The 22,471-nt window shown below is 48.5% G+C and carries 20 protein-coding genes and 1 tRNA gene; 12 read left to right on the forward strand and 9 right to left on the reverse strand.

Going from position 1 to position 22,471, the window contains the following annotated elements; translation table 11 throughout:
* The first annotated feature begins 11 nt into the window (after positions 1-11).
* Positions 12-1,751: a RagB/SusD family nutrient uptake outer membrane protein gene (locus tag BLU99_RS05285; protein WP_176771054.1), complete on the forward strand. Its 1,740-nt coding sequence runs from the start codon at positions 12-14 to the stop codon at positions 1,749-1,751.
* 37 nt (positions 1,752-1,788) lie between these two features.
* On the opposite strand, the gene BLU99_RS05290 is transcribed toward BLU99_RS05285, so the two are convergent.
* From BLU99_RS05290 to rplM, 5 genes are all read right to left on the reverse strand, one after another.
* On the reverse strand, positions 1,789-2,406 hold the full coding sequence (locus BLU99_RS05290) for a fumarylacetoacetate hydrolase family protein (RefSeq protein ID WP_091900148.1): 618 nt from the start codon (positions 2,404-2,406) through the stop codon (positions 1,789-1,791).
* Positions 2,407-2,479: 73 nt separating this feature from the next.
* On the reverse strand, positions 2,480-3,478 hold the full coding sequence (gene tsf, locus BLU99_RS05295) for a translation elongation factor Ts (RefSeq protein WP_091900149.1): 999 nt from the start codon (positions 3,476-3,478) through the stop codon (positions 2,480-2,482).
* Positions 3,479-3,517: 39 nt separating this feature from the next.
* On the reverse strand, positions 3,518-4,354 hold the full coding sequence (gene rpsB / locus BLU99_RS05300) for a 30S ribosomal protein S2 (protein WP_091900150.1): 837 nt from the start codon (positions 4,352-4,354) through the stop codon (positions 3,518-3,520).
* Positions 4,355-4,525: 171 nt separating this feature from the next.
* Positions 4,526-4,912 (reverse strand): 30S ribosomal protein S9, encoded by a 387-nt coding sequence (rpsI, locus tag BLU99_RS05305; protein ID WP_091900151.1) that lies wholly within the window; start codon positions 4,910-4,912, stop codon positions 4,526-4,528.
* Positions 4,913-4,921: 9 nt separating this feature from the next.
* Positions 4,922-5,383: a 50S ribosomal protein L13 gene (gene rplM / locus BLU99_RS05310; protein ID WP_036914189.1), complete on the reverse strand. Its 462-nt coding sequence runs from the start codon at positions 5,381-5,383 to the stop codon at positions 4,922-4,924.
* 451 nt (positions 5,384-5,834) lie between these two features.
* Here rplM and BLU99_RS05315 point away from each other — a divergent pair, with 451 nt between their 5' ends.
* From BLU99_RS05315 to BLU99_RS05335, 5 genes are read left to right on the forward strand one after another with little or no spacing between them, the layout of a single operon-like run.
* A complete protein-coding gene (locus BLU99_RS05315; RefSeq protein ID WP_091900152.1) occupies positions 5,835-7,364 on the forward strand; it encodes an amino acid adenylation domain-containing protein in 1,530 nt (509 codons plus the stop codon).
* 10 nt (positions 7,365-7,374) lie between these two features.
* The gene (locus tag BLU99_RS05320; protein ID WP_091900153.1) at positions 7,375-7,773 is read left to right on the forward strand and encodes a VOC family protein; all 399 of its coding nucleotides are present in this window, start codon (positions 7,375-7,377) and stop codon (positions 7,771-7,773) included.
* A 10-nt stretch (positions 7,774-7,783) separates the two neighbouring features.
* Positions 7,784-8,014 carry an acyl carrier protein gene (locus tag BLU99_RS05325; RefSeq protein ID WP_091900154.1) on the forward strand — a complete coding sequence of 77 codons (231 nt, stop codon included), beginning with the start codon at positions 7,784-7,786 and terminating at the stop codon, positions 8,012-8,014.
* Positions 8,011-8,799: an AAC(3) family N-acetyltransferase gene (locus BLU99_RS05330; protein WP_091900155.1), complete on the forward strand. Its 789-nt coding sequence runs from the start codon at positions 8,011-8,013 to the stop codon at positions 8,797-8,799. The genes BLU99_RS05325 and BLU99_RS05330 overlap by 4 nt, the downstream gene beginning before the upstream one ends.
* Positions 8,800-8,802: 3 nt before the next feature.
* Positions 8,803-10,302 (forward strand): hypothetical protein, encoded by a 1,500-nt coding sequence (locus tag BLU99_RS05335; RefSeq protein WP_091900156.1) that lies wholly within the window; start codon positions 8,803-8,805, stop codon positions 10,300-10,302.
* 73 nt (positions 10,303-10,375) lie between these two features.
* On the opposite strand, the gene BLU99_RS05340 is transcribed toward BLU99_RS05335, so the two are convergent.
* The gene (locus BLU99_RS05340; RefSeq protein WP_091900157.1) at positions 10,376-12,730 is read right to left on the reverse strand and encodes a polyribonucleotide nucleotidyltransferase; all 2,355 of its coding nucleotides are present in this window, start codon (positions 12,728-12,730) and stop codon (positions 10,376-10,378) included.
* 294 nt (positions 12,731-13,024) lie between these two features.
* Here BLU99_RS05340 and BLU99_RS05345 point away from each other — a divergent pair, with 294 nt between their 5' ends.
* Both BLU99_RS05345 and BLU99_RS05350 read left to right on the forward strand, forming a co-directional pair.
* Complete coding sequence (locus BLU99_RS05345) at positions 13,025-14,185, forward strand: TlpA disulfide reductase family protein (RefSeq protein WP_091900158.1); 1,161 nt, start codon at positions 13,025-13,027, stop codon at positions 14,183-14,185.
* A gap of 91 nt (positions 14,186-14,276) precedes the next feature.
* A tRNA-Val gene (locus tag BLU99_RS05350) sits at positions 14,277-14,350 on the forward strand.
* Positions 14,351-14,416: 66 nt separating this feature from the next.
* Here the strand turns inward: BLU99_RS05350 and BLU99_RS05355 are convergent.
* Both BLU99_RS05355 and BLU99_RS05360 read right to left on the reverse strand, forming a co-directional pair.
* The gene (locus tag BLU99_RS05355; protein WP_091900159.1) at positions 14,417-16,777 is read right to left on the reverse strand and encodes a TonB-dependent receptor; all 2,361 of its coding nucleotides are present in this window, start codon (positions 16,775-16,777) and stop codon (positions 14,417-14,419) included.
* A gap of 343 nt (positions 16,778-17,120) precedes the next feature.
* Positions 17,121-18,440, reverse strand: a complete 1,320-nt coding sequence (locus BLU99_RS05360) for a glycosyl hydrolase family 8 (protein ID WP_369807710.1) — start codon at positions 18,438-18,440, stop codon at positions 17,121-17,123.
* Positions 18,441-18,588: 148 nt separating this feature from the next.
* Here BLU99_RS05360 and cobC point away from each other — a divergent pair, with 148 nt between their 5' ends.
* From cobC to BLU99_RS05380, 4 genes are read left to right on the forward strand one after another with little or no spacing between them, the layout of a single operon-like run.
* Positions 18,589-19,119 carry an alpha-ribazole phosphatase gene (cobC, locus tag BLU99_RS05365; protein ID WP_091900399.1) on the forward strand — a complete coding sequence of 177 codons (531 nt, stop codon included), beginning with the start codon at positions 18,589-18,591 and terminating at the stop codon, positions 19,117-19,119.
* On the forward strand, positions 19,116-19,622 hold the full coding sequence (gene cobU, locus BLU99_RS05370; protein ID WP_091900161.1) for a bifunctional adenosylcobinamide kinase/adenosylcobinamide-phosphate guanylyltransferase: 507 nt from the start codon (positions 19,116-19,118) through the stop codon (positions 19,620-19,622). Before cobC ends, cobU begins: the two co-directional genes overlap by 4 nt.
* Positions 19,619-20,671: a nicotinate-nucleotide--dimethylbenzimidazole phosphoribosyltransferase gene (cobT, locus tag BLU99_RS05375; RefSeq protein WP_091900162.1), complete on the forward strand. Its 1,053-nt coding sequence runs from the start codon at positions 19,619-19,621 to the stop codon at positions 20,669-20,671. Before cobU ends, cobT begins: the two co-directional genes overlap by 4 nt.
* Before the next feature lie 5 nt (positions 20,672-20,676).
* Positions 20,677-21,501 carry an adenosylcobinamide-GDP ribazoletransferase gene (locus BLU99_RS05380; protein WP_091900163.1) on the forward strand — a complete coding sequence of 275 codons (825 nt, stop codon included), beginning with the start codon at positions 20,677-20,679 and terminating at the stop codon, positions 21,499-21,501.
* Here the strand turns inward: BLU99_RS05380 and cbiB are convergent.
* A complete protein-coding gene (gene cbiB / locus BLU99_RS05385) occupies positions 21,484-22,467 on the reverse strand; it encodes an adenosylcobinamide-phosphate synthase CbiB (protein WP_091900164.1) in 984 nt (327 codons plus the stop codon). The genes BLU99_RS05380 and cbiB overlap by 18 nt on opposite strands.
* Positions 22,468-22,471 lie beyond the last annotated feature (4 nt).

Consider the following 22,471-nt stretch of genomic DNA (forward strand, 5'->3'; position numbering starts at 1 on the left):
TCATGAGCAATATGAAAAAGAACATTATATTCTATATGGTATCCGCATTATGCGTGATGCTACTTGGGAGTTGTGAGAGTTTCTTGGATATCGAGAATCTCAAGGCGAAAAACTCCGCGAACTTCCCTGTCGACGAGGCTGATGCCAACCAGATGGTTGCAAGCATCTATGCGGTCATGAACCGCAACCTAGCCGATCCTGAAGAAGACCCTTTCTTCATCTTCGACATCGCCTCAGACGACCGTCTGGGTGGCGGTAGCCAGAGTAACATTGGTGCTCAAGGTGTTGACCGCCTGATGAATGCCTATATCGACTGGATGGAGCCTCTCTGGAAAGAGCGCTATAGAGGTATCCACCGTGCCAATTTCGCACTTGAGAACATTGACAGGATTACTAACTGGAGTAGTGAAAGCAAAAAGGATCAGCTGCTTTGTGAGATTTATTTCCTTCGCGCTTGGTACTTCTTCAATCTGGCGCAGGTCTTCAATGGTGTTCCCATAAAGATTACGACGGAACCTGTGGTCAATCCAAGAGCTACTCCTGATGAAGTGTATGCACAGATTGCTTCCGACCTGAAGAAAGCCATCGATTATGGTCCTGCCGTGAAGTATCCATTGTTTGGAGATGGTCATGCCTCAAGATGGACTGCCGAGGGTATGATGGCTCGTGTTTGGTTGTTCTATACCGGCTTCTATGGCAAGTCTGAACTACCACTCGCCGAGGGTGGAAGCATCGGCAAGGCACAGGTTGTCACCTGGCTGGAGGACTGCATCCAGAACAGCGGCTACGCTCTTGTGTCCGACCAGCGTAACCTCTGGCCATACACCAACCCCTATACCGCCAAGGACTATCAGTACGATATCGACAATAACCTCAATTGGGAAACCGACGAGAACATTGAGAATATGTTTGCTGTGAAGATGTCAAATAAAGAGGGATGGAGTGCCGATGAACAACTGCGTCACAACCGTATCGTGGAATTCTACGGTTTGCGTAAGACCACAGCCGATGCTTTCCCCTTCTCCGTGCAGGGTTACTCAAACGGTCCTGTCTGTGAGAAGTTGTGGACCGACTGGGCTGCCGATCCCGACTATGCTGGCGACTACCGTCGTATAGGTTCTATCTGCGACCGTGCCGTCGAGATACCGAACTACAAGGGAGACAAGGCCAAGGAGGTGGAGAACACCAACCTGCTGGCAAAGAAGTATATCGGTTGTGAGGCCTATGATCATGAAACTGGTAAGCGCATGCTGAGCTACGGTTATTTCTACGGCAGTGCCGATAACCGTCAGACGGGTCTTACCCAGTCGCTCGTTTGGCTCCGCTTTGCCGACGTGCTCCTGATGCATGCAGAGCTCACCGATGGTAAGGTAATCTATAACGGAAAGAACGGTCTGAATGCCGTTCGCGAGCGTGCTAAGTTGCCCGACATCCCCTACACGTTAGCCAACCTGAAGAAGGAGCGCCGTTACGAACTCTGCTTCGAGGCTCTACGCTGGAACGACCTACGTCGCTGGGGTGATGTAGAGGAGAAGGTAAAGAACCAGGTGGGCAACCACATCCTGAACCAGGGTGTCGAAGGTGAGTATGCCTTCACCAACGACTTCATGGAGCGATACAGAGCCACCGGTGGTGGTTTCTTCAAGATTCCCGAATGTGAGGTTACTCTGACAGAAGGTGTTGTTGAGCAGAACCCCGGTTGGGATAATAACACAACATGGGCGAAAGGCGACCTTCCGTATTTCAAGTAAGATATTAAAAAAAGCCCCGCGACTTGCGGGGCTTTTTTTATTTGCAGCTGAAGGAGAGAACCTTGCGCTCTTCGAGCCAACCTTCCAGACGGTCACCAATATGTACGGGTCCCACACCGACTGGGGTGCCTGTATAAAGGAGATCGCCAGTCTTCAGCGTAAAGAACTGCGAGATATAGGCGATGATCTCATCAATGCGGTAGAGCATATCAGAGGTACAGCCCTCCTGCACCGTCTTACCATTGATCTCGAGGTGAAAATGGAGGCGCTGGACATCGAGAAATTTCTCTTTGTCTATCCACTCACCGATGGCAGCAGAGCCATCGAAACCCTTACAGATAGTCCAAGGCTGGCCGGCTTCAGAGGCCTGACGCTGAAGGTCGCGGGCTGTAAAATCGATGCCAACGGTGATTGCATCATAATAACGGTGGGCAAAACGCTCTGGGATATTCTTTCCCAGTCGGCAGATACGCACCACCACCTCCGTCTCGTAGTCGATACGCCCAAGGTGATCGGGGATGAAAAACGGCTTCCCCTGATTCAGCAGAGCCGAGTCGGCCTTGGTGAATATCACAGGCTGATCAGGACGCTTCAGCGTACCATGGAGTTCCTGGTTATGAGCGGCATAGTTCATGCCGATGGCAAAAATCTTCATATTGGCGCAAAGTTATGAAAAAGTCGGCATTGCACAAAGGCAATACCGACTTTTTCTATGATTCAAATGAAAATTAATCTGCTACGAGCGTGAAACGCTTGAAGGCAACAATCTTCAGATCCTTGTCCTGCTTGGCGAGCCACTGAGCAACAGTAGCCTTGTCACCGTCACCGAACTGGAACTCCTGATCAACCAGACAGTTCTCTTTCAGGAACTTCTGAACACGACCCTTGGCGATATTCTCAATCATAGGCATCTTCAGCTGGGCCTCACCCTCTGCCTTTGCCTCTTCCTTGATCTTACGAGCCTCGTCGGCCTGCTCCTTAGTCAACCAACCCTTAGCCATGTTGCTCTCAATGTGATCATCTGAGTCAACGAGGTTGGGGTTAAGACCAGCCTTCTTAATCTTCATCTCAACGAACTTCTCAACCTGCTCCAGCTTGGTCTTCTCGACAGCGGTCTTATACTCCTCGTCGAGAATCTTCTGGTCAACACTCTCCTTGTCGAGAGCAACGGGCTTCATGGCAGCCACCTGCATGGCCACGAGGTGACCCTGCTCAGCAGCAGACTTGTTGGTCTGAACCATGGTGCAGAGAGTGTGCTTACCCATATGGTCGTAGACCTCGATATTCTCACCCTCGAGCACGAGGTAACCGTCGAGTTCCATCTTCTCACCAGTGATACCAGAACGCTGTGTCACAGCCTCCTGTACCTTCTGGCCGTCAGCCAAAGTGAGTTCCTTCACAGCCTCGATGTCTGCAGCCTTGGCAGCGATAGCAGCGTCGAGGATGCTCTGGGTCAGAGCAATGAAGTCAGCACCATTGGCCACGAAGTCGGTCTCGCACTTCAGAGCGATCATAGCAGCGAAGCCGTCGACGCTCTTCACGAGTACACAACCATTGGAAGTCTCACGATCGCTACGCTTAGCAGCGATAGCCAGGCCACGCTCACGGAGGAGCTCCTTAGCCTTGTCGAAGTCGCCCTCTGCCTCGGTCAGAGCCTTTTTCACATCAGCCAGACCTGCGCCAGTCATAGCGCGAAGCTTCTTGATATCGTCAATTGAAATTGCCATAATTTAATTCTTCAATTTTTAAATTATCGATTTAACAAATTACTCTGCGGCGGGAGCCTCCTCAGCAGCAGGTGCAGCCTCTGCGGGAGCAGCCTCCTTGCGTGCCTTACGGGCAGCGCGCTTCGGCTTTGCCTCTTCACCCTCTGCCTCGGTCTGCGCCTCAGCAGCCTTCTCGTCGGCCTTCTCAGCCTTACGCTCCTCGATACCCTCGGCGATAGCGGCGCAGCAAGCATTGAGGATAACCTCTACGCTGTCCTTAGCATCGTCGTTGGCAGGAATCACGAAGTCGATATTGTTAGGATCAGAGTTGGTATCAACGATACCGAACACAGGGATACCCAGACGATTAGCCTCCTTCACGGCAATCTGCTCCTTCAGCACGTCGACTACGAAGAGTGCGCTCGGCAGACGGGTCAGGTCGGCGATAGAACCGAGGTTCTTCTCCAGCTTAGCACGCTGACGTGTGATCTGCAGCAGCTCACGCTTAGAGAGGTTTGAGTAGGTACCATCCTCCATCAGACGATCGATGTTCGCCATTTTCTTCACGGCCTTACGGATTGTCGGGAAGTTGGTAAGCATACCACCCGGCCAGCGCTCGATAACATAAGGCATGTTTACGCTAGCAGCCTTCTCGGCAATCACTTCCTTTGTCTGTTTTTTAGTAGCGACGAACAGCACTTTCTTGCCACTCTTGGCAATCTGCTTCAGTGCATCAGCAGCCTCGTCGATCTTGGCCACTGTCTTGTGCAGGTCGATGATATGGATACCGTTACGCTCGGTATAGATGTAGGGAGCCATTGCAGGGTTCCACTTGCGCTTCAGGTGACCGAAATGACAGCCAGCCTGGAGCAACTGATCAAAATTTGTTCTTGACATTTTGCTTAATTCTTTAAATTGTTTACTTTCTTTTTAATTCTTGGTCCAGAATCAGCCGGAGGGTAATTGAGGGTAGAGAGTTGAGAATGGAGAATGATGATTACCAAAATCTCATTCTGCAAATCTCCCTCAAGTCGATCCGGTTTAGATACTAAACGGTGTCCAGTCGGATTAACGCTTACTGAACTGGAAGCGACGACGTGCCTTTGGCTGACCCGGCTTCTTACGCTCAACCTCACGGCTATCGCGTGTCAGGAATCCGGCATCCTTCAGCTGCTTCTTGTCATCCTCGTTGATCTTTACCAATGCACGAGCAATGGCAAGGCGCAGAGCCTGGCTCTGACCAGTGAAGCCACCACCGTCGAGGTTGACTTTGATATCATACTTCTCAGCAACCTCCAGCAGGTTCAGCGGCTGCTTCACCACATACTGCAGGATAGCTGACGGGAAATAAACTTCTAAATCCTTCTTATTGATCGTTATCTTGCCTGTTCCCTCTTTCACATATACACGGGCTACAGAGCTCTTGCGACGACCTATTGCGTTAATTACTTCCATCTTTCCTAATTATTTATACTGGTTAATATCAATAGTCTTTGGCTGCTGTGCGGCATGGGGATGCTCGGTACCCTCGTAGATATAGAGGTTGTTCAGCAGGCTACGGCCGAGAGGACCCTTCGGCAGCATGCCCTTAACGGCATGGCGAAGCATCTTGTCGACACCGCCGTTCTTCTTGCGAAGTTCTGCAGGTGTATTGAAGCGCTGGCCACCGGGATAACCCGTGTAGCGAGTGTAGACCTTATCGGTCTCTTTCTTACCAGTGAATACCACCTTATCGGCATTGATAAGGATTACATTGTCACCGCAATCAACGTGCGGAGTGAAAGTTGGCTTGTACTTTCCGCGGATCAGCTTGGCTACTTTAGAAGCGAGACGACCAACGACCTGGTCTGTGGCATCGATAACCACCCACTCCTTCTTTGCTGTTTCCTTGTTGACGGAAAGCGTCTTGTAACTTAAAGTGTTCATTTCTAATTTAAATTTTTACTACTAAAAAACAGTTTAACATATGCGCATAAAACTCACATCCGAGGTCTAACTCTCGGTTGCAAGTCTAACGTACGCTTCGGAATCAGACGATTCCTGGCGGGACGGCGCCTTGGACTGACGATTCTCGAACCACCGCGCCCGGCCAAAGACACAGCTATTCACACATCAACCCGTGGGGATTCTAAGTCTCTCCCCAATAATCGGACTGCAAAGGTACACATATTTGTTAATATGCGAAGCCCTTTCCCCTTCCGAAACCAAACTTTTATGATAATTTAACTATTTGGCGTAAGTTTTCAGGGAAAAGGTTGGCAATTCCATAAAAATATGGTAATTTTGTAGCCAAATCAAAAATATATAAGGTATAAAAGAAAACTGGGCGCTGTCGGCGCACCGCATATAAGCCTCATCGCAGGCATATCATGAAGGTATGAAAATAAATCTGATAGAGCTGTTTGAGGAAACAGCAGACAAATATCCTCATAAAATTGCCGTCATTGACAAGGATAAAGATATCACATTCTGCGGCCTACGTGACAAGGCGATGACACTGGCACAGAAGATCATCAACGGCGGTATAGGCCAGAACAAACCCGTGGCCGTTTTCCTGGACAAATCGATAGAGAGCGTGTTTGCCAATCTAGGAATCATCTATTCGGGAAATTTCTACATGAACCTGGACATCAAGACGCCGGCAGAGCGTATCAGTAATATCCTGAAGTTGGTAGAGCCATACTACATCATCTCTACCAGCAAGCAAATCAAAAGCATTGCCGGTATAATCCCTGAGTCCATCAGAGTGATACTGCTTGATGAGGAGGACTGGGAAGAAGAGGTCGACAAGAAGGCTATCCTCGGCAAACTCTCTACCATCATCGACACGGATCCTTCCTGTATCATCAACACTTCAGGCTCCACAGGAACGCCAAAAGGTGTTGTACTCAACCATAAGAGTTTCTTCGATTTCATAGAATGGGCGCTCGACACATTCAAGTTTGACGAAAACCTGGTGATGGGTTCTCTCTCACCACTGGTCTTCGATATCTACAGTTTCGAGTTGTGTATGCTGATGGCCAAAGCCAGCACTTTGGTTGTGCTACCCAGCAATCTGGCTGCGTTCCCCGCCAAGATTCTCGATCTATTAGAGCAGCACAAGGTGAACTTCTTGTTCTGGGTGCCGACAATCATGGTAAACATCGCGAACATGGACCTATTATCAACCTACAAACTAGAGCATCTTAAGACGGTATGGTTTGCAGGAGAGGTCTTCCCCACTAAGCAGTTTAACTACTGGCACCATCATCTGCCACAGGTGACCTTTGCCAACCTATATGGTCCGATAGAAATCACCCTCGACTGCACATACTACATCGTAGACAAGAATATTCCCGACGAGCAACCTCTGCCCATCGGCATCCCTTGTCGAAACACCGATATCCTTATTTTGGATGGTGACGACAAGGCCGTGAAGGAACCGTACAAGGAAGGAGAACTCTGCGTGAGAGGCACCTCACTGGCCATGGGCTATTACAACAACCCGGAGAAGACGGCTGCCGCTTTTGTGCAGAATCCTCTGAATAAATCCTACCCCGAGCTCATCTACCGCACCGGTGATATTGTGTGTTACGACGAGGATGGACTGATTATGTTCAAGGGTAGGAAAGACAATATCGTGAAACATCTGGGCTACCGTACGGATCTCGGTGAGATTGAGCACGTAATCATCAACACCCTGAAGCTTGTGAAAAACGGCTGTGTAGTCTATCATCAGGCAGCCAAGGAGATCACGCTTATCTACGAGGCAGAACAGGAGATCTCCGCCTCCGACTTCCGCAAGAAGATCGGTCAGGCCCTACCGAAATACATGATTCCTACAGTGTACCGCCATGTGGATCTGCTCCAGCGCAACACAAATGGAAAGATTGACCGTCTGTATTACAAAAAACTGATCAACGGATAGAAGCAAAAGGATGGAATATGCGATCGACCATATCGGCTACCTGACACGCAGCATCGAAGATACTGCCAAGCAATTCGAGGTGTTGGGATATTCGGCGGGAGAGATCTTCAACGATGACACCCAGCGCACCAAGCTCTGCTTTCTCTCGAGAGGCAACGAGCCGCGCATTGAATTGGTTGAGCCCTTCGAGGACAACCAGCCCATGCGAAACCTGCTAGCCAAAACCGGCGTCGCTCCCTATCACCTGTGTTATCAGGTTGACAATATTGAGGAGGAATACGAGAAGTTAATGGACCACAATTGGACTCCATTATTCAAACCTGTTGAAGCTATTGCTTTTGGAGGTCGAAAGATCTGTTATTTCAGCAATAGAAAAATTGGATTTATTGAATTAGTAAACAAATCGTAAATAAGTAAAAATGAAAGAAAAGATTATCTCAATTCTGAGTGAGCTCAGACCCGAGTTCGATTTCACCGAAAGTGTTAATTTTATCGAGGAAGGCATGTTGGACTCTTTCGACATTGTTAACCTGGTGGACGAGTTAGAGACTCAGTTTGACTTCAAGATAGACGGTACGGACGTCATCCCCGAGAATTTCTCTTCTATCGACAGCATTGCTGCCGTCATCGAAAAGTCAAAGAACGCATGACCGACTACATCAGCTACCTGGACATTCCCCATCACTGGGGGCTGAGACGAGGAGATGCCGTTCTACTCTCATCATACATCTCCCGTATCCTCCTGAACTGCAAGGAACACGGAGAGCGATTTAATCCCAACCTCTTCTTTGACAGCATTCTAGATGTGATCGGAGAGGAAGGAACCCTGCTGATACCCACCTACAGCTGGGATTTCTGTCATCAGACAGCTTTCGACTACAAGAAGACGAAGAGTCAGGTAGGGGTGTTAGGCGACCAGGCACTCAGGAATCCCAAGTTCCGACGGACACGGCACCCACTCTACTCGTTTGCCGTAGCAGGCAAGGACCAGCAGTTGTTGTGCGACATGAATAATGTCTCTTCGTTTGGTTCAGACTCACCATTCGCCTATCTTGAACGCGTACATGCCAAGCAGGTAATGATGGATGTAGAATACGACCAGTTATGGGGCTTCACCTACGTACACTATGTAGAGGAGAAAGTGGTAGACAAGATTCCATACCGGTTCCTGAAAACTTTCGAAGCCCCCTACATTGACGAGAACGGCGAGACTACCATACGACACTATTCGATGCTGGTGCGTAACCTTGACATGGAGGTTGTCAACGAACTACCCCCCCTGGCAGAGGCTCTAGTGATGAAAGGCATCCTAAAGTCGAATCTCATCAACGGTATCAACTATGGTGTGGTGGACCTAAATGCCAGCACGGAAGTCATCATGCAGGATATTCTAGAGAACAAAAGTCGTCTCTTCACACGTTATAAAGGACAATAACCCATGAGTAAACGACTCTACTACAGTTGCTGCTCCATTGCTGCCCCTCATATCGGCGTTATTATCGACGATATCCTAGATGGCAGGCAGGCAGGTGACGAGGTATACTGGGCTTATTGTCATACTGCACTCACCTCCTGTTGGATGAACCCTGATGGTTATGACAGTGTCTGCCGGTTCTGTCACCGTATGTACCATGAATACCAACGCGTCTTCGGGAAAGGCGTACACATGCTGCCCGTGAAGAAGCCGGACACGAAACACCAAAATGCCACATTTGACTTTCAAGATGCAGAAGCACTACGTAACTTCGTATACCGTGATGTCGAGGTAGGAAACGCCATCCTTTCCATGTACTATACCGGTACCCGTGACCTGGATCTGAAGCGTTTCGAAGAGTTTCACGATTTCGCAGTCCCACTAATTGGAGAACTCTGCAATCTCGTAGACACCGCCTATCTACTGATCAAACAAGTCAGACCAGACATCATTGTCATTCATAACGGCCGCCTCTACGAGAACCGTCTTTTCTACGACATCGCCAAAGCACTGGGCATCCACTTCAAAGCCGTGGAGACCGTAGGCGGACACGGAGAGCCGTATGCGAAGATGAGCTACCATGACGAGTTACCTCACAACATCAAGATGTGGGACAGAATGATTAAGAGACTCTGGGAGGAGTCGCCGGAATCAGACGTACAAAAGCGAGAAACCGCAGCTTCATTCTACGAGAAACGACGCAAGGGGCAGTTGGTTGTTGACGTAAAAGTCTATGTCGCCGATCAGGTCACGGGATTGCTTCCTGAAGGCTTTGATCCCAACAAGAGGAACGTCGCCATCTACACATCCTCGCAAGATGAGCTTGCCGCCTTAGGAAGAGATGTGAACGGCGGTCAACTCTTCGATAGTCAGAGCGATGCCATGGGATATATCTTCAGTCATTCTCCTGCCAACATCCACTACTATCTACGTATCCATCCGAACCTGAAAGGTGTGAACTACAAAGATCATACCGACCTGTACCAATATGACAGTTTCCCCAACGTGACCGTCATCGCACCGGAGAGCAAAATCAGCAGCTATGCTCTGATTGATGCCTGTGAGAAAGTCATTTCGTTCGGTTCGTCTGTTGGCGTGGAGGCCAGCTACTGGGGGAAACCATCCATCTTGATAGGCCACTCTGCGTACGAAGGACTTGATGCTTGCTACGTCGTTAAAGAAAAGGAGGAAATCATTCCTCTCATTGAAGGCAATCTAGATGCTAAGCCACAACTTGGTGCCCTGAAATATGCCTATTTCCTGCTTGACAGGAAATACAAGACGGACAAAACCCATATTGACATTGACGTGAGGACCAGAACATACCGATGGACTTTCACTTTCGCTTCGTATTTGAAACTGTGGAACTCTCAGACCCTCTACCAGATGGCTTATTTCTGGTATTGTATCCTTCTTCGTCGGTTCACAAAGAAAAGACACAATTTTCCTTGGAGATCTGCATAAGTTCATACCTATATATATAAATAAAGAGGGCACTTCATTGAAGCGCCCTCTTTATTTATTGGGAACGGACTGATTAGAAATCCATGTTGTCCAGTGAATCACTGAAGTCCTTCGGCTGGTTTTCTGCCGGAGCCTCCTGTGTTGGTGCGTTCTGTTCACCATGCTGTCTCTCGGGACGAGAACGGTGCTCACTATTACGACGGTCACCACGCTCAGGACGGCGGCGCTCACCACTACGATCGCCACGCTCACGGCGCTCTCCGCGGGCAGGACGCTCAACGTATCCCTCAGGCTTTTCAATTAGCACACGATGAGAAAGCTTGTACTTTCCCGTCTTAGGATCGATCTCAAGTAACTTCACCTTTATCTTGTCACCTTCCTTGATACCGGCCTCCTCAACAGTCTCAAGACGCTTCCAGTCGATCTCCGAGATATGGAGCAGACCATCTTTACCTGGCATAATCTCCACGAAGCAACCGTAAGGCATGATGCTACGGACTGTACCCTCGTAGATTTCACCAACCTCGGGAATCGCAACAATGGCTTTGATCTTGGCAATAGCTGCGTCGATACTCTCTTTATTAGGTGCAGAAACCTGTACCTTGCCAACACCCTCGACCTCATCGATAGTGATGGTAGCACCTGTATCCTCCTGCATCTGCTGGATAATCTTTCCGCCCGGGCCAATAACAGCACCAATGAATTCCTTCGGAATATCGAATGCCTCGATACGGGGAACCTGAGGCTTCATCTCTACACGAGGCTCAGCAATCGTGTCGGTCAGGCACTTCAAGATATGTTCTCTACCTGCCTTGGCCTGCATGAGTGCCTTCTCCAGAATCTCGAACGACAGACCGTCGCACTTGATATCCATCTGAGTAGCAGTCAGACCATCCTTCGTTCCTGTGGTCTTGAAGTCCATATCACCCAGGTGGTCCTCATCACCGAGGATATCGGAAAGTACTGCATACTTGTCCTCACCGGGATTCTTAATCAGACCCATAGCAATACCCGAGACAGGCTTCTTCATGGGCACACCAGCATCCATCAGAGCCAGCGTACCAGCACAAACAGTAGCCATTGAAGAAGAGCCATTAGACTCAAGAATCTGGCTGACCAAACGTACCGTGTAAGGGAAGTCCTCGGGAATCTGACCCTTCAGACCGCGCCACGCCAGATGACCATGACCAATCTCACGACGACCTACACCGCGCTGAGCCTTAGCCTCACCCGTACAGAATGGGGGGAAATTATAGTGGAGAAGGAAGCGCTGATAGCCGCGCTCCAGCACATCGTCAACAAGCTTCTCGTCGAGCTTTGTACCGAGGGTACAGGTCGACAGCGACTGTGTCTCACCACGAGTGAAGATAGAACTTCCGTGAGGCATAGGCAGCGGAGAAACTTCGCACCAGATAGGACGAATCTCGTCAGTTTTACGACCATCGAGACGAATACCCTCGTCGAGAATACAACGACGCATAGCATCACGCATCACATCGTGGTAGTAGCGATCCATCATCGCCTCATACTCGTCCTTGCAAATCTCTGAATCAGCAGTAATCTCGGGATGAGCCTCAAAGAACGCCTCCTTGAAGTCAGCAAGGATCTTATCGAAAGCCTCAGCACGTGCCTGTTTCTCAAGTGCCTGCTTAGTGATGTCGTAGGTGGGTTGATACAGCTCCTTGTTCATCTGCTCACGCAGAGCCTCATCGTTCACCTCATGATCATACTCGCGCTTCACATCTTTACCTAACTCTTTGGAGAGTTCCGTCTGAAGTTCACACATCGGCTTGATAGCAGCCATAGCTGCCTTGAGGGCGCCGATCATATCCTGTTCTGACACCTCTTTCATCTCACCTTCCACCATCATGATGTTTTCGGCAGAAGCACCGACCATGATATCCATGTCGGCCTCCTTCATCTGCTCGAAGGTAGGATCGATTACATACTCACCGTTGACACGGGCTACGCGCACTTCACTGATCGGGCACTCGAAAGGAATGTCAGAACAAGCCAAAGCAGCAGAGGCAGCAAAGCCAGCCAAAGCGTCGGGCTGATCCACACCATCTGCGGAGAGTAGCATCACATTCACAAACACCTCAGCATGATAGTTAGAGGGGAAGAGCGGGCGGAGCACACGGTCCACCAGTCGTGATGTCAGGATTTCGTTGTCGCTGGCCTTGCCTTCGCGCTTGGTAAATCCGCCGGGGAAACGACCGGCTGCACTGTACTGTTCACGATAATCTACCTGCAAAGGCATAAAATCTGTTCCGGGAACTGCATCTTTTGCGGCACAAACAGTGGCGAGCAATACGGTGTTGTTCATACGGAGAACAACGGAGCCGTCGGTCTGTTTTGCCACTTTCCCGGTTTCAATGGTAATGGTACGTCCATCAGCCAATTGAAGGGTCTTTGTAATTACGTTCATCTTGTTTAAAACATCTAAAAAATAAAAAATGCAAAGACAGCGAAAACCGAACTCAGAAAGCCCGCATATCGCTAAAAAGTGCTGTCTGCTTTCGTGTTCGCATTGTCAAAATGCGGGCGCAAAGTTACACATTATAATATAAATAAACAAAAAAATGATGATTATTTTTCGTTTTTTATGAAAAAAGGCATACCTTTTGCATCCAGCGTATATCACCGTGCTCGAAAAAACACAAATAAATTTGGTATTTTGGTTGCTTATTTGTACCTTTGCCATCTGAAAACTAAAGACAAGATGAAAAAGACAAATATTTGGAAGGCGACAGCCATGATGCTGAGCGCCATGGTAATAGCCTCATGTAACAACAATAAGTTCACAGTGGAGGGACAGATTGGTAATGCCAAAGACTCTGTGCTCTATTTTGAGAATGTGGGAATCGAGGGTATCAGTGTGCTCGACTCTGTAAAACTCGACGAAGCCGGCGACTTCTCCTTCAGCGAGGAGGCTACGGCAGCCCCGGAGTTCTATCGTCTTAGGATTGCAGACCAAATTATCAATGTGAGCATCGACTCCACTGAGACAGTAAAAATCAAAGGCGATTACCCTGACATGGCAACAAATTACACCGTCAGCGGTTCAGACAACTGTGAGAAGATTAGGGAGTTGGCCTTCAAGCAGATCAATCTGCAGAACCGTGCCATCGCCATCCAGCAAGACTCCTCACTCACTGTGGAAACTGCTAACGACAGCATCCTCAAACTTCTGGCCGACTATAAGAACGACGTGAAGTTTAACTATATCTTCAAAGAGCCTTTTAAGGCTTACTCTTATTTCGCTCTTTTCCAGACTTTGGGAAACTGGTTGATTTTCAATCCACGCACCGACAAGGATGACATCAAGGTCTTTGCCGCCGTTGCCACTAGTTGGGATACTTACTACCCACATGCCGAGCGCGGTCAGAACCTACACAACATCGCTATCGAGGGTATAAAAAATCAGCGCATTATAGCAGCAAAGAATGCAAATCTGGAGGTTGACGCCGACAAGGTAAAGGAGGCTGGTGTTCTTGATATCACTCTGTTGGACAACAAGGGTCAGGCACGTCACCTTACAGACTTGAAAGGTCAGGTGGTACTGCTCGACTTCCACGTCTTTGCCTTGGATGACTCTCCGGCCCGTATCCTAATGCTTCGTGAACTCTATAACAAATACCACGCTCAGGGACTTGAGGTTTTCCAAGTATCGCTCGATTCCGACGAACATTTCTGGAAGCAGCAAACGGCCGCTCTACCTTGGATCAACGTACGTGATGGCGATGGTGTCAACTCAGAGCGTCTGATGATGTACAATATACAGGCCGTGCCTGATTATTTTCTGATTGATCGTGGTAACAACCTCGTGAAGCGCGCCGCCCAGATCAAGGATCTGGAGGCAGAAATAAAGAAACTGCTTTAAAGAAAGAATCTGTTCATATATGCAAGAAAAAAAAACTTTTTCTTGCATATATGAAACCTTTTCATTACCTTTGCACCCACAAAAAAGAAAAGTCGGCATAGCTCAGCTGGTTAGAGTATCACCTTGACATGGTGGGGGTCCTTGGTCCGAATCCAAGTGTCGACACTCATAAAAGAGCCCCGCAAATGATGTTCATTTGCGGGGCTCTTTTATTTCTCCAACACACAAGACTTAGAAATCCACCCTATAGGCAATATTCGGGAAAGTAAGCGACGTGAACTTATCTACAATTTCATGCGTTCGGATGTCGAAAGTTTGCCCTTGGAAGGAGCGTATTCCAAGATACTCCAAAATAAAGTGATGAGCCGTCTTCCTGCCATTGAACGTATACTTCACAGAGAAGGCATAGCCCACATTTACACCTTTCATCTGCTTGCTGTATGGATGATCACCATCTTCAGGAATTGATCTATCAGGACGCGACACGACATCTTCATAGGTGAACCCCTCTGGCATTGGCGTATATCGCTCACCACCCATCAGAGTTAATCGGCCATTGAGACCAAAGACATTCTTATGGTTCCGACCAACCATCCACTCTTTACCACCTAAGAGGTTGGCGATATAGCCACGATCGAGACGCGTATGATGCCACACTCTCTGGGCATCACGGTATTCCGACTTGAATACCGTTGCTGTCAGCATGCCATAAAAACCGTCCTTCAGATAGCGTTCCAACGTGAAGTCGATACCGTAGTTGCGGCCTGCTCCCGTGTTGACTAGTGCTTTGTCCTGAAAGAACTTACGGTGGTTGATAATAGAATAGGTTGTGCCTTCTTCTACAGGCACATCAAAGAGATACTGCCAATAAGGTTCAATCTTCATCATGGCATTATCTCCCAAACGCTGAGCAAACGATGCAGAGACATAGTGCGAACGGGTAAGACCGAGATTCTTATTAGGAGAAGGACATCCAGACTGAGCATCCGGCAATAGTACGAAGTAAGCATCCGTCGCCTCCTTACGACTATTCTGTGCATAAGCCACAGAGAATGTGCTCAAAGGAGATGTCTTATACTGTACACTGAAACGAGGTTCTACGCTCCACTGATTATTGAGATTGAACCACATCACATTGACACCAGCCACAGTTGAGAGGCGACTACTGATAGAAACCTTATGGTTAGTATAAAAACGGGTCAGCCCCGTATTCCCGTCCGACTCGTAGACACGATATAACGGACCACCTACGATACTAATATGATCAAGCTTTGTACAGAAATCCATATGCTGGTGTTCGAAACCATTCTGCATGGTGTAACGTGAGGAGAACTTATGCTGATGTTGTATACTGGTGATGATATTCCATGACTTGTTACGACCAGCCATGTCGGGCATCTTGTTGAGCTGCTCATCATAGTCGTTCACTCCTAATTTGGTATAACTTCCCGTATAGGCGATGCTAGTGCGCAGAGTACTTCCCGCACGGAAACGGTAGATATGCGTCAATCCTGTTGCCCAGTTACGCTGACGCGACCATGAATCGTTCGTGTCCCACAACGTCTCTCTCTCCGACAATTCTGGCACCTTATTTTCGTAGTTATCAATCAGACTCGTAAACCATACAGAGAATGTGCCTGCATGGGTAGTGGGGAAGTTCAGCTTGAAGCTCAGATCCTGATAGTCGATTGTCTCCTTGTCCATATTGATAGCATGCATCTTCTTTGCAAGTTCAAGAAAACTATAGCGGTAATTCACGAGGTACGAGGCTTTTGAATTCCTACCCAACGGTCCCTCTGAGGCGACATCAACACCTAGGGTACCCACTTGAACGGTATGTTCGTACTTCGTATTATTTCCCACACGCATCTTCATATCGAACGCTCCAGACAAAGCATTACCAAACTCTGCCGGCATAGCACCTGTGAGGAAGTCGCTGTTGGCCAGCACCGTACCATTGAGAGAGGTAAAGATTCCACCACCTGCCTCCGAGATATCCGCGAAGTGGTTGGGATTATTCACCTCAACGCCCTCCACACGCCACTGTAACATCTGTGGCGAGTTACCGTGGATACTGATGCCATTCGTAGCACCACCAGAGGCCACACCCGCGAACATCGAGGCTGTACGAGCAGGATCGGCCATACCACCAGCATAACGATTGGCCTCTTCCACACTGAACATACGTGCGCCCACTTGCGCCATCTCATTGAGTGGCATCTGTTTGTTCACACGTGGTTTTACGACAATCTCGTGAAGAGTGGATACACGTTCTCGCATCTGGAGATTCAACACCATTTCTTTTCCTGAAGAAAGCAACTGTTCCTTAAGTACCACCGGCTCATAGCCTACATAACTAGCCTTTATGGAATGTCGTCCAACAGGCACTTTCATTATGACAAAGTTTCCGTTCATATCAGAGGCGGTAGCGGTACTGCAGTCATTGTCAACCTGAATTGTCACACCAATCATCGGCTCTCCCGATGCCACATCGTTCACTTGCCCACGGATTGTCTGTGTGGCTTGTGCCCCTGCCACCATAGGGAACAGCAGCATCGTTATTATAGCTGCTATAGAAAACAATCTTTTCATTCTTTCTTAATTAATGTTTCGTTTATGTGTTACTTTGCTAAATCCTTCTATTACTTTTTTCTGACATGCATCTCTCCAGACACTATACTATCAGGCAATAGCCTAACAATATTTCTGTCTGCAAAAGTAGGGTATAATAAGTGCAACTCGGTTGCAAAAAAACTCTTACTTACCAATACTCCTTGTCTTTATTAGACGAGATGAGTATCCAAATAGTTGCAATACCATTACTTTTTCGTCAGATATCTACTTTTCATCATATCGAGCAAATAACAACAAGAGCCACAAGGGAACTATTTCTCCTTTGTGACTCTTGCTCGTTGGAAGAACAACTGTCCGTTCGCTATCTCTGGGGTACGATTATCCGATAATTACCACTCAGGTGCATAAAGGCAAAAAGGCGAAGCAGACCATCATAATAAGCATCGAAATAACCATCGTCGAAAGGTTCGTGTTTGGCATTCCAAAGAGCATCCACGAATTCCTTGCTTTTATCATGACCACACATTATCGACGCAGCGGCAGACGTCGCCACGAGACCAATACTATGACGTAGTTTCCGATAACCACCAGCCTGCAGAATCTCATCGCCTTCGGGGAGCGATCCATCAACTCGATACTGATCGACAAATGTGTCAACACCTTGACTATAGAGAAAGTTCTGGATCTTCTCGCCATATTGGCGCTGCCACTCACCGTCAGCACAGCTCCACTCGTAGTCAAGAGTGATGTTCATCGGTACACGCCATGAATCATAGCGGAAATTATTGTTACCGAAACGACGGGGTGCGCCCTGCTGATTCTGAGACACGCCTGGGAAACGAGGCATCTGCATCTCACTACCATCATACTGACACATGTCGGCATTCAGGCCCGTCTGCTCATTGATGGCCTTGTGCAGAAACTCACGACTTTTCTGGGCACACTCTTTCCAGTAGTCACTACGCCCGTCGTCTGCCCACTTCGCCCATACTTCGTAGAAAGCAGGGATATGATAACTAGGATCGGTATAGCGCTGCCCGAAACCATCAGGTGTAAAGGTAATCAGCTGTGTCTCAGGATCAATCAGGTACATCTTCTGCGGACCTGTCTGCTGGGGACCAAAGCCAGGAAATCCACCCTGACGAGGCTCTGGCTCATACTCTTTGGGTTGAATGCAATCAAGGATGTGCTGTGCCTCTGCCTTGTAGTTGATGCCGGTATCGTTTCCCCAACGATTCGAGGCGAAAATCAATGAGGTAATGAAATAGAGTTCTCCGTCGGAGGCTGCGCCCTCTGCATTATGTGTTCCATCGGTCTTACAACTCCATGCGAAGTAGCCTTTACGGTTGCCATCCTGATGCTGCATATACTTCTTACTCCATCGCCACAGACGGTCAAAGATATCCTTCTCACCGAACTGCACTGCGATCATCATCCCATATGACATTCCCTCGGTACGTGCGTCGTGGTTTTTCACGTCAGAAACATAGCCCATCGTATCGCCCACCTCGAAATAAACCTTGTTAGGGCCACGGAATACATCGTCGAACACAGTCTTCAGTTTCGCGTCGACATCGACCTGTTTATAACCCATCTCCACAAAGAGATTTCGGTACTGGCCGGTTTCAAATCCACCTTTTTTCCAAGGCGTGAGCGCCATCATTTGGATGGTCAGCATCATCAGTGATGCTAGAATAATTGATTTCTTCATTTTTTTAAATAGTTGATGTCAGAATGTGTTTAGGTTTATCCCTTCTACAATTATTTTCCTAATAATGGCTGCAAAGATAATCATTTTTTTCGTAACTTTGCAGCAAACATCTAATAAAATGGAAGTCGTATTGGTCAGACATACCCGAGTGAATGTTCCTAAGGGAATGTGCTATGGACAAACAGACGTGGCAGTAGCCGACACTTTCGAACAAGAGGCTGCCGTTACGAAGCTGAATCTGTCACGACACCTACCCTTCGATCAGGTCTTTTCGTCACCGTTAACGCGAGCACGACTGTTGGCAGTATACTGCGGGTATAAAAAGCCCGTGCTCGATGACCGAATTATGGAAATGTCGATGGGCGTATGGGAGATGCAGATGTTTGATGAAATCAAGGATCCTCGCCTTGATGCTTGGTATAAGGACTATATGCACCTGCCGACACCCGGAGGCGAGAGCTTTACCATGCTTTACCAGAGAGTGGCGACATTTCTCGACGAAGTAAAGACAAAACCCTACCGACGCATCGCAGTCTTTGCCCATGGGGGTGTGCTGCTTTGTGCAGGGCTCTATGCAGGACTATTCACTGAGCAAGAGACATGGAACAACTTGGTAGATTATGGTGGAATAGAAAAGATCACGATATGAAAAAGATCATTATGATTACCGGCGGCCAACGATCTGGCAAGAGTCGTCATGCAGAGGAACTAGCACTCCGTCTGTCGCCTCATCCCGTCTATCTGGCCACTGCACATCTCTGGGATGATGAGTTCCGCGAACGGGTGCGGAAACATCAGCAACGACGCGGTCCCCAGTGGACGAATATCGAAGAAGAGATGTACCTAAGTCGACATGACCTTACGGGACACGTGGTAGTAATCGACTGCGTGACGTTATGGTTGACGAATTTCTTTTACAAAACCTCTGATGTTGACCAAACACTCAAGACCGTCAAAGAAGAAATTGACCGCTTCACCGACCACGATGCTACTTTTATCTTCGTTACCAACGAGATTGGCAGTGGCGGTGTGAGTGAGAATGCCATACAGAGGAAATTCACGGATCTCGAAGGCTGGATTAACCAATATATCGCCCAAAAAGCTAACGAGGTTATTCTGATGATCAGTGGAATACCAATAAAAATCAAATGAGGACCTTCAATATCCAGATGCCCGACAAGTCTATGCGTCCGGCAATCCAGACAAAGATTGACAACCTGAACAAACCCAAGGGTTCACTCGGCAGGTTGGAGACGTTAGCCATGCAGATCTGTCTTATCCAACAGACTCTCACACCAAAGCTTCTTTCACCTTGCCATCTGCTGTTCGGCGGTGACCACGGCATCGAACGCGAGGGGGTCAGTATCTCACCACGCGAAGTGACGTGGCAGCAGATGATTAATTTCACCCATGGCGGTGGCGGGGTTAACATGTTCTGTCGCCAACACGGTTTCAAGCTACGTATTATTGATGTCGGCGTCGACCATGACCTGAGTGGCATTGATGGTATTATTCATCGTAAGATTGCCCGCGGCACCCGAAATTTTCTCTATGAACCTGCCATGACAACCGAGGAGTTCGACCAAGCCATCCGCATAGGTAGTAACCTGGTTGACGACTGCATCGCTGATGGCTGTACCATCCTTTCTATCGGCGAGATGGGTATTGCCAACACCTCTCCGTCAAGTATCTGGATGAGTCTGTTCGGACAGTTACCTCTCGAGACATGCATCGGTGCCGGAGCCGGTCTAGCCACAGAAGGGGTCTACCTCAAACAACAATTACTGAAACGGGCCGTCAACCACTTCCTAACTGACAATACCGTTACTTCGTTTTCTGTGGAAGATATCATCGCCTATTTCGGCGGCTACGAGATGGTTGCTGCCATCGGTGCCATGCTTCGCGCCGCAGAGCAACGCCTTATCATATTGATAGACGGATTCATCATGACGGCCTGCGCTTTGGCCGCCATCCAACTCTATCCAACCGCTAAGGAGTACATGATCTTTACCCACTGTGGTGACGAGAACGGACACAAGAAGATGCTTGACATTCTTCAGGTAAAAGCTTTACTCAATCTGGGCTTACGACTCGGTGAGGGAACTGGCGCCCTCTGTGCCTTTCCCATCGTAGACTCTGCCGTAAGGATGATTAATGAGATGGACCATTTTGAACACGCAAAAATTACTAAATATTTCTGACCACCATGGAGATCCATATTGACCCACTCCGTCCAAAAGACCAGAACTCATCAGAACGCTGTCGTTGGTACGATCGTACCTGGGCCGCCTTCATTTTCTTTACCCGTCTGCCCTTCTGGCGATTGCACAAGCCGCCTAAAACGTGTTATCAGGCAGTTGTCGAGCACTGGCCGCTCACTGGTTGGCTCACGGGCAGTACGATGGCCGCTATACTCTACTTTGGTAGTATGGTCGTACCCTACGCTATTGCTGTTATCACCGCCATTAGCATGCGAATGCTTATGACTGGAGCCCTTCACGAAGACGGACTGGCCGACTTTCTCGATGGTTTCGGAGGCGGAGGTACTGACCGCCAGCGTATCTTAGATATCATGAAAGACTCACACATCGGCACCTTTGGTGTACTAGGACTTTTCATATACGTATTGCTCTTAGGAACCGTCCTATTCTCCATGTCGCCTAAAATGGCCGCTCTAACCATCCTTGTCGCCGATCCTTATAGTAAGATGGTGACTAGCCAACTGATTATGATGATGCCATATGCACGACAAGAGGACGAAGCAAAGGCCAAAACCGTTTATAGGAAAATCGACTGGAAGGCTGGCATCAGTCTTGCCATTCAGGGACTGCTTCCCATGGCAACCTTTCTCTACCTAGCCCACCTGTCATGGGAGATGGTTATCTTCTTACCTTGTCTAATAATGTATTTTCTCTACCTGCTCATCTGGCGTCGTCTACACGGCTATACCGGTGACTGCTGCGGCGCAGTCTATCTTCTGGTAGAACTGACAACCTGCCTGGTCGTCTGTACGTTAACAACAAATCCATGATGTCAACGCGACTAAACCAACCATCCATACCTCTGTCATCCGATTGATGCGAACAGCAATCAGCATATCTTCTTTCGTCAACAGACGATCATGATCACCAATATAAGGTTTATAGAAAAGTTCGCCAAAATAATAATGAGGACCACCAAAACGACAATCAAGGATTCCGGCAAGAGCGGCTTCCGGATAGCCGCTGTTGGGTGAGGCATGGTTACTACCATTGCACCAAACAAATGACAACAAGTCAAGCCTTCCCGACACAAGAATCATCAATAAGGCCGTAAGACGGGCAGGGAGATAGTTGGCCACATCATCGATATAGGCGGCCCAACAACCAAACGCTCTATAACGCTTCGTACGGTAGCCAATCATCGAATCAAGCGTATTCACCATCTTATAGGTCAGCATACCAGGTGTTCCTAATAGAGCCAACCAAAATAGTGGGGCGACCACCCCATCACTAAGATTCTCTGCAAGAGTCTCGAGGGCTGCAGTCATCACTTCCTGGGCAGAGAGCTCCGACGTGTCGCGTCCCACAATACGAGCCACCTGCCGTCGCCCCTCGCCTAACGACCGGTCGAGGGCGAGAAATACCTGACGTACCTCCCGAATGAGCGTCGTGCCAGCCAGACAGTAGAAAACCAACAGCATATCAAAGAGATAGAAGAGCACAGGTTGCCGGGTACCATCACTAAGAGGTATTGTGAACATACTAAACAGCTCTCTGAGAGCCCACATCACTCCAAAAACCAAAAGGATTAAAGTAACTGCCACCACAGCGCCCTTCAATTTGCGAAAGCGTCCCTTATTGAACCGATACTCACAGAACGAAATCATCCGTCCAAAGCACACCACAGGATGCGGTAACCGCACTCCCCGACTGTGTCCCCTTAACCGTATCCTCTGTGGATCACCGAGAACAAGGTCGAGCACCCAACCAAATAACAGAGACAACGGATTAATCATTGAT

The organism is Prevotella sp. lc2012 (assembly GCF_900107065.1).
In the GTDB taxonomy this organism is placed as follows: Bacteria; Bacteroidota; Bacteroidia; order Bacteroidales; family Bacteroidaceae; genus Prevotella.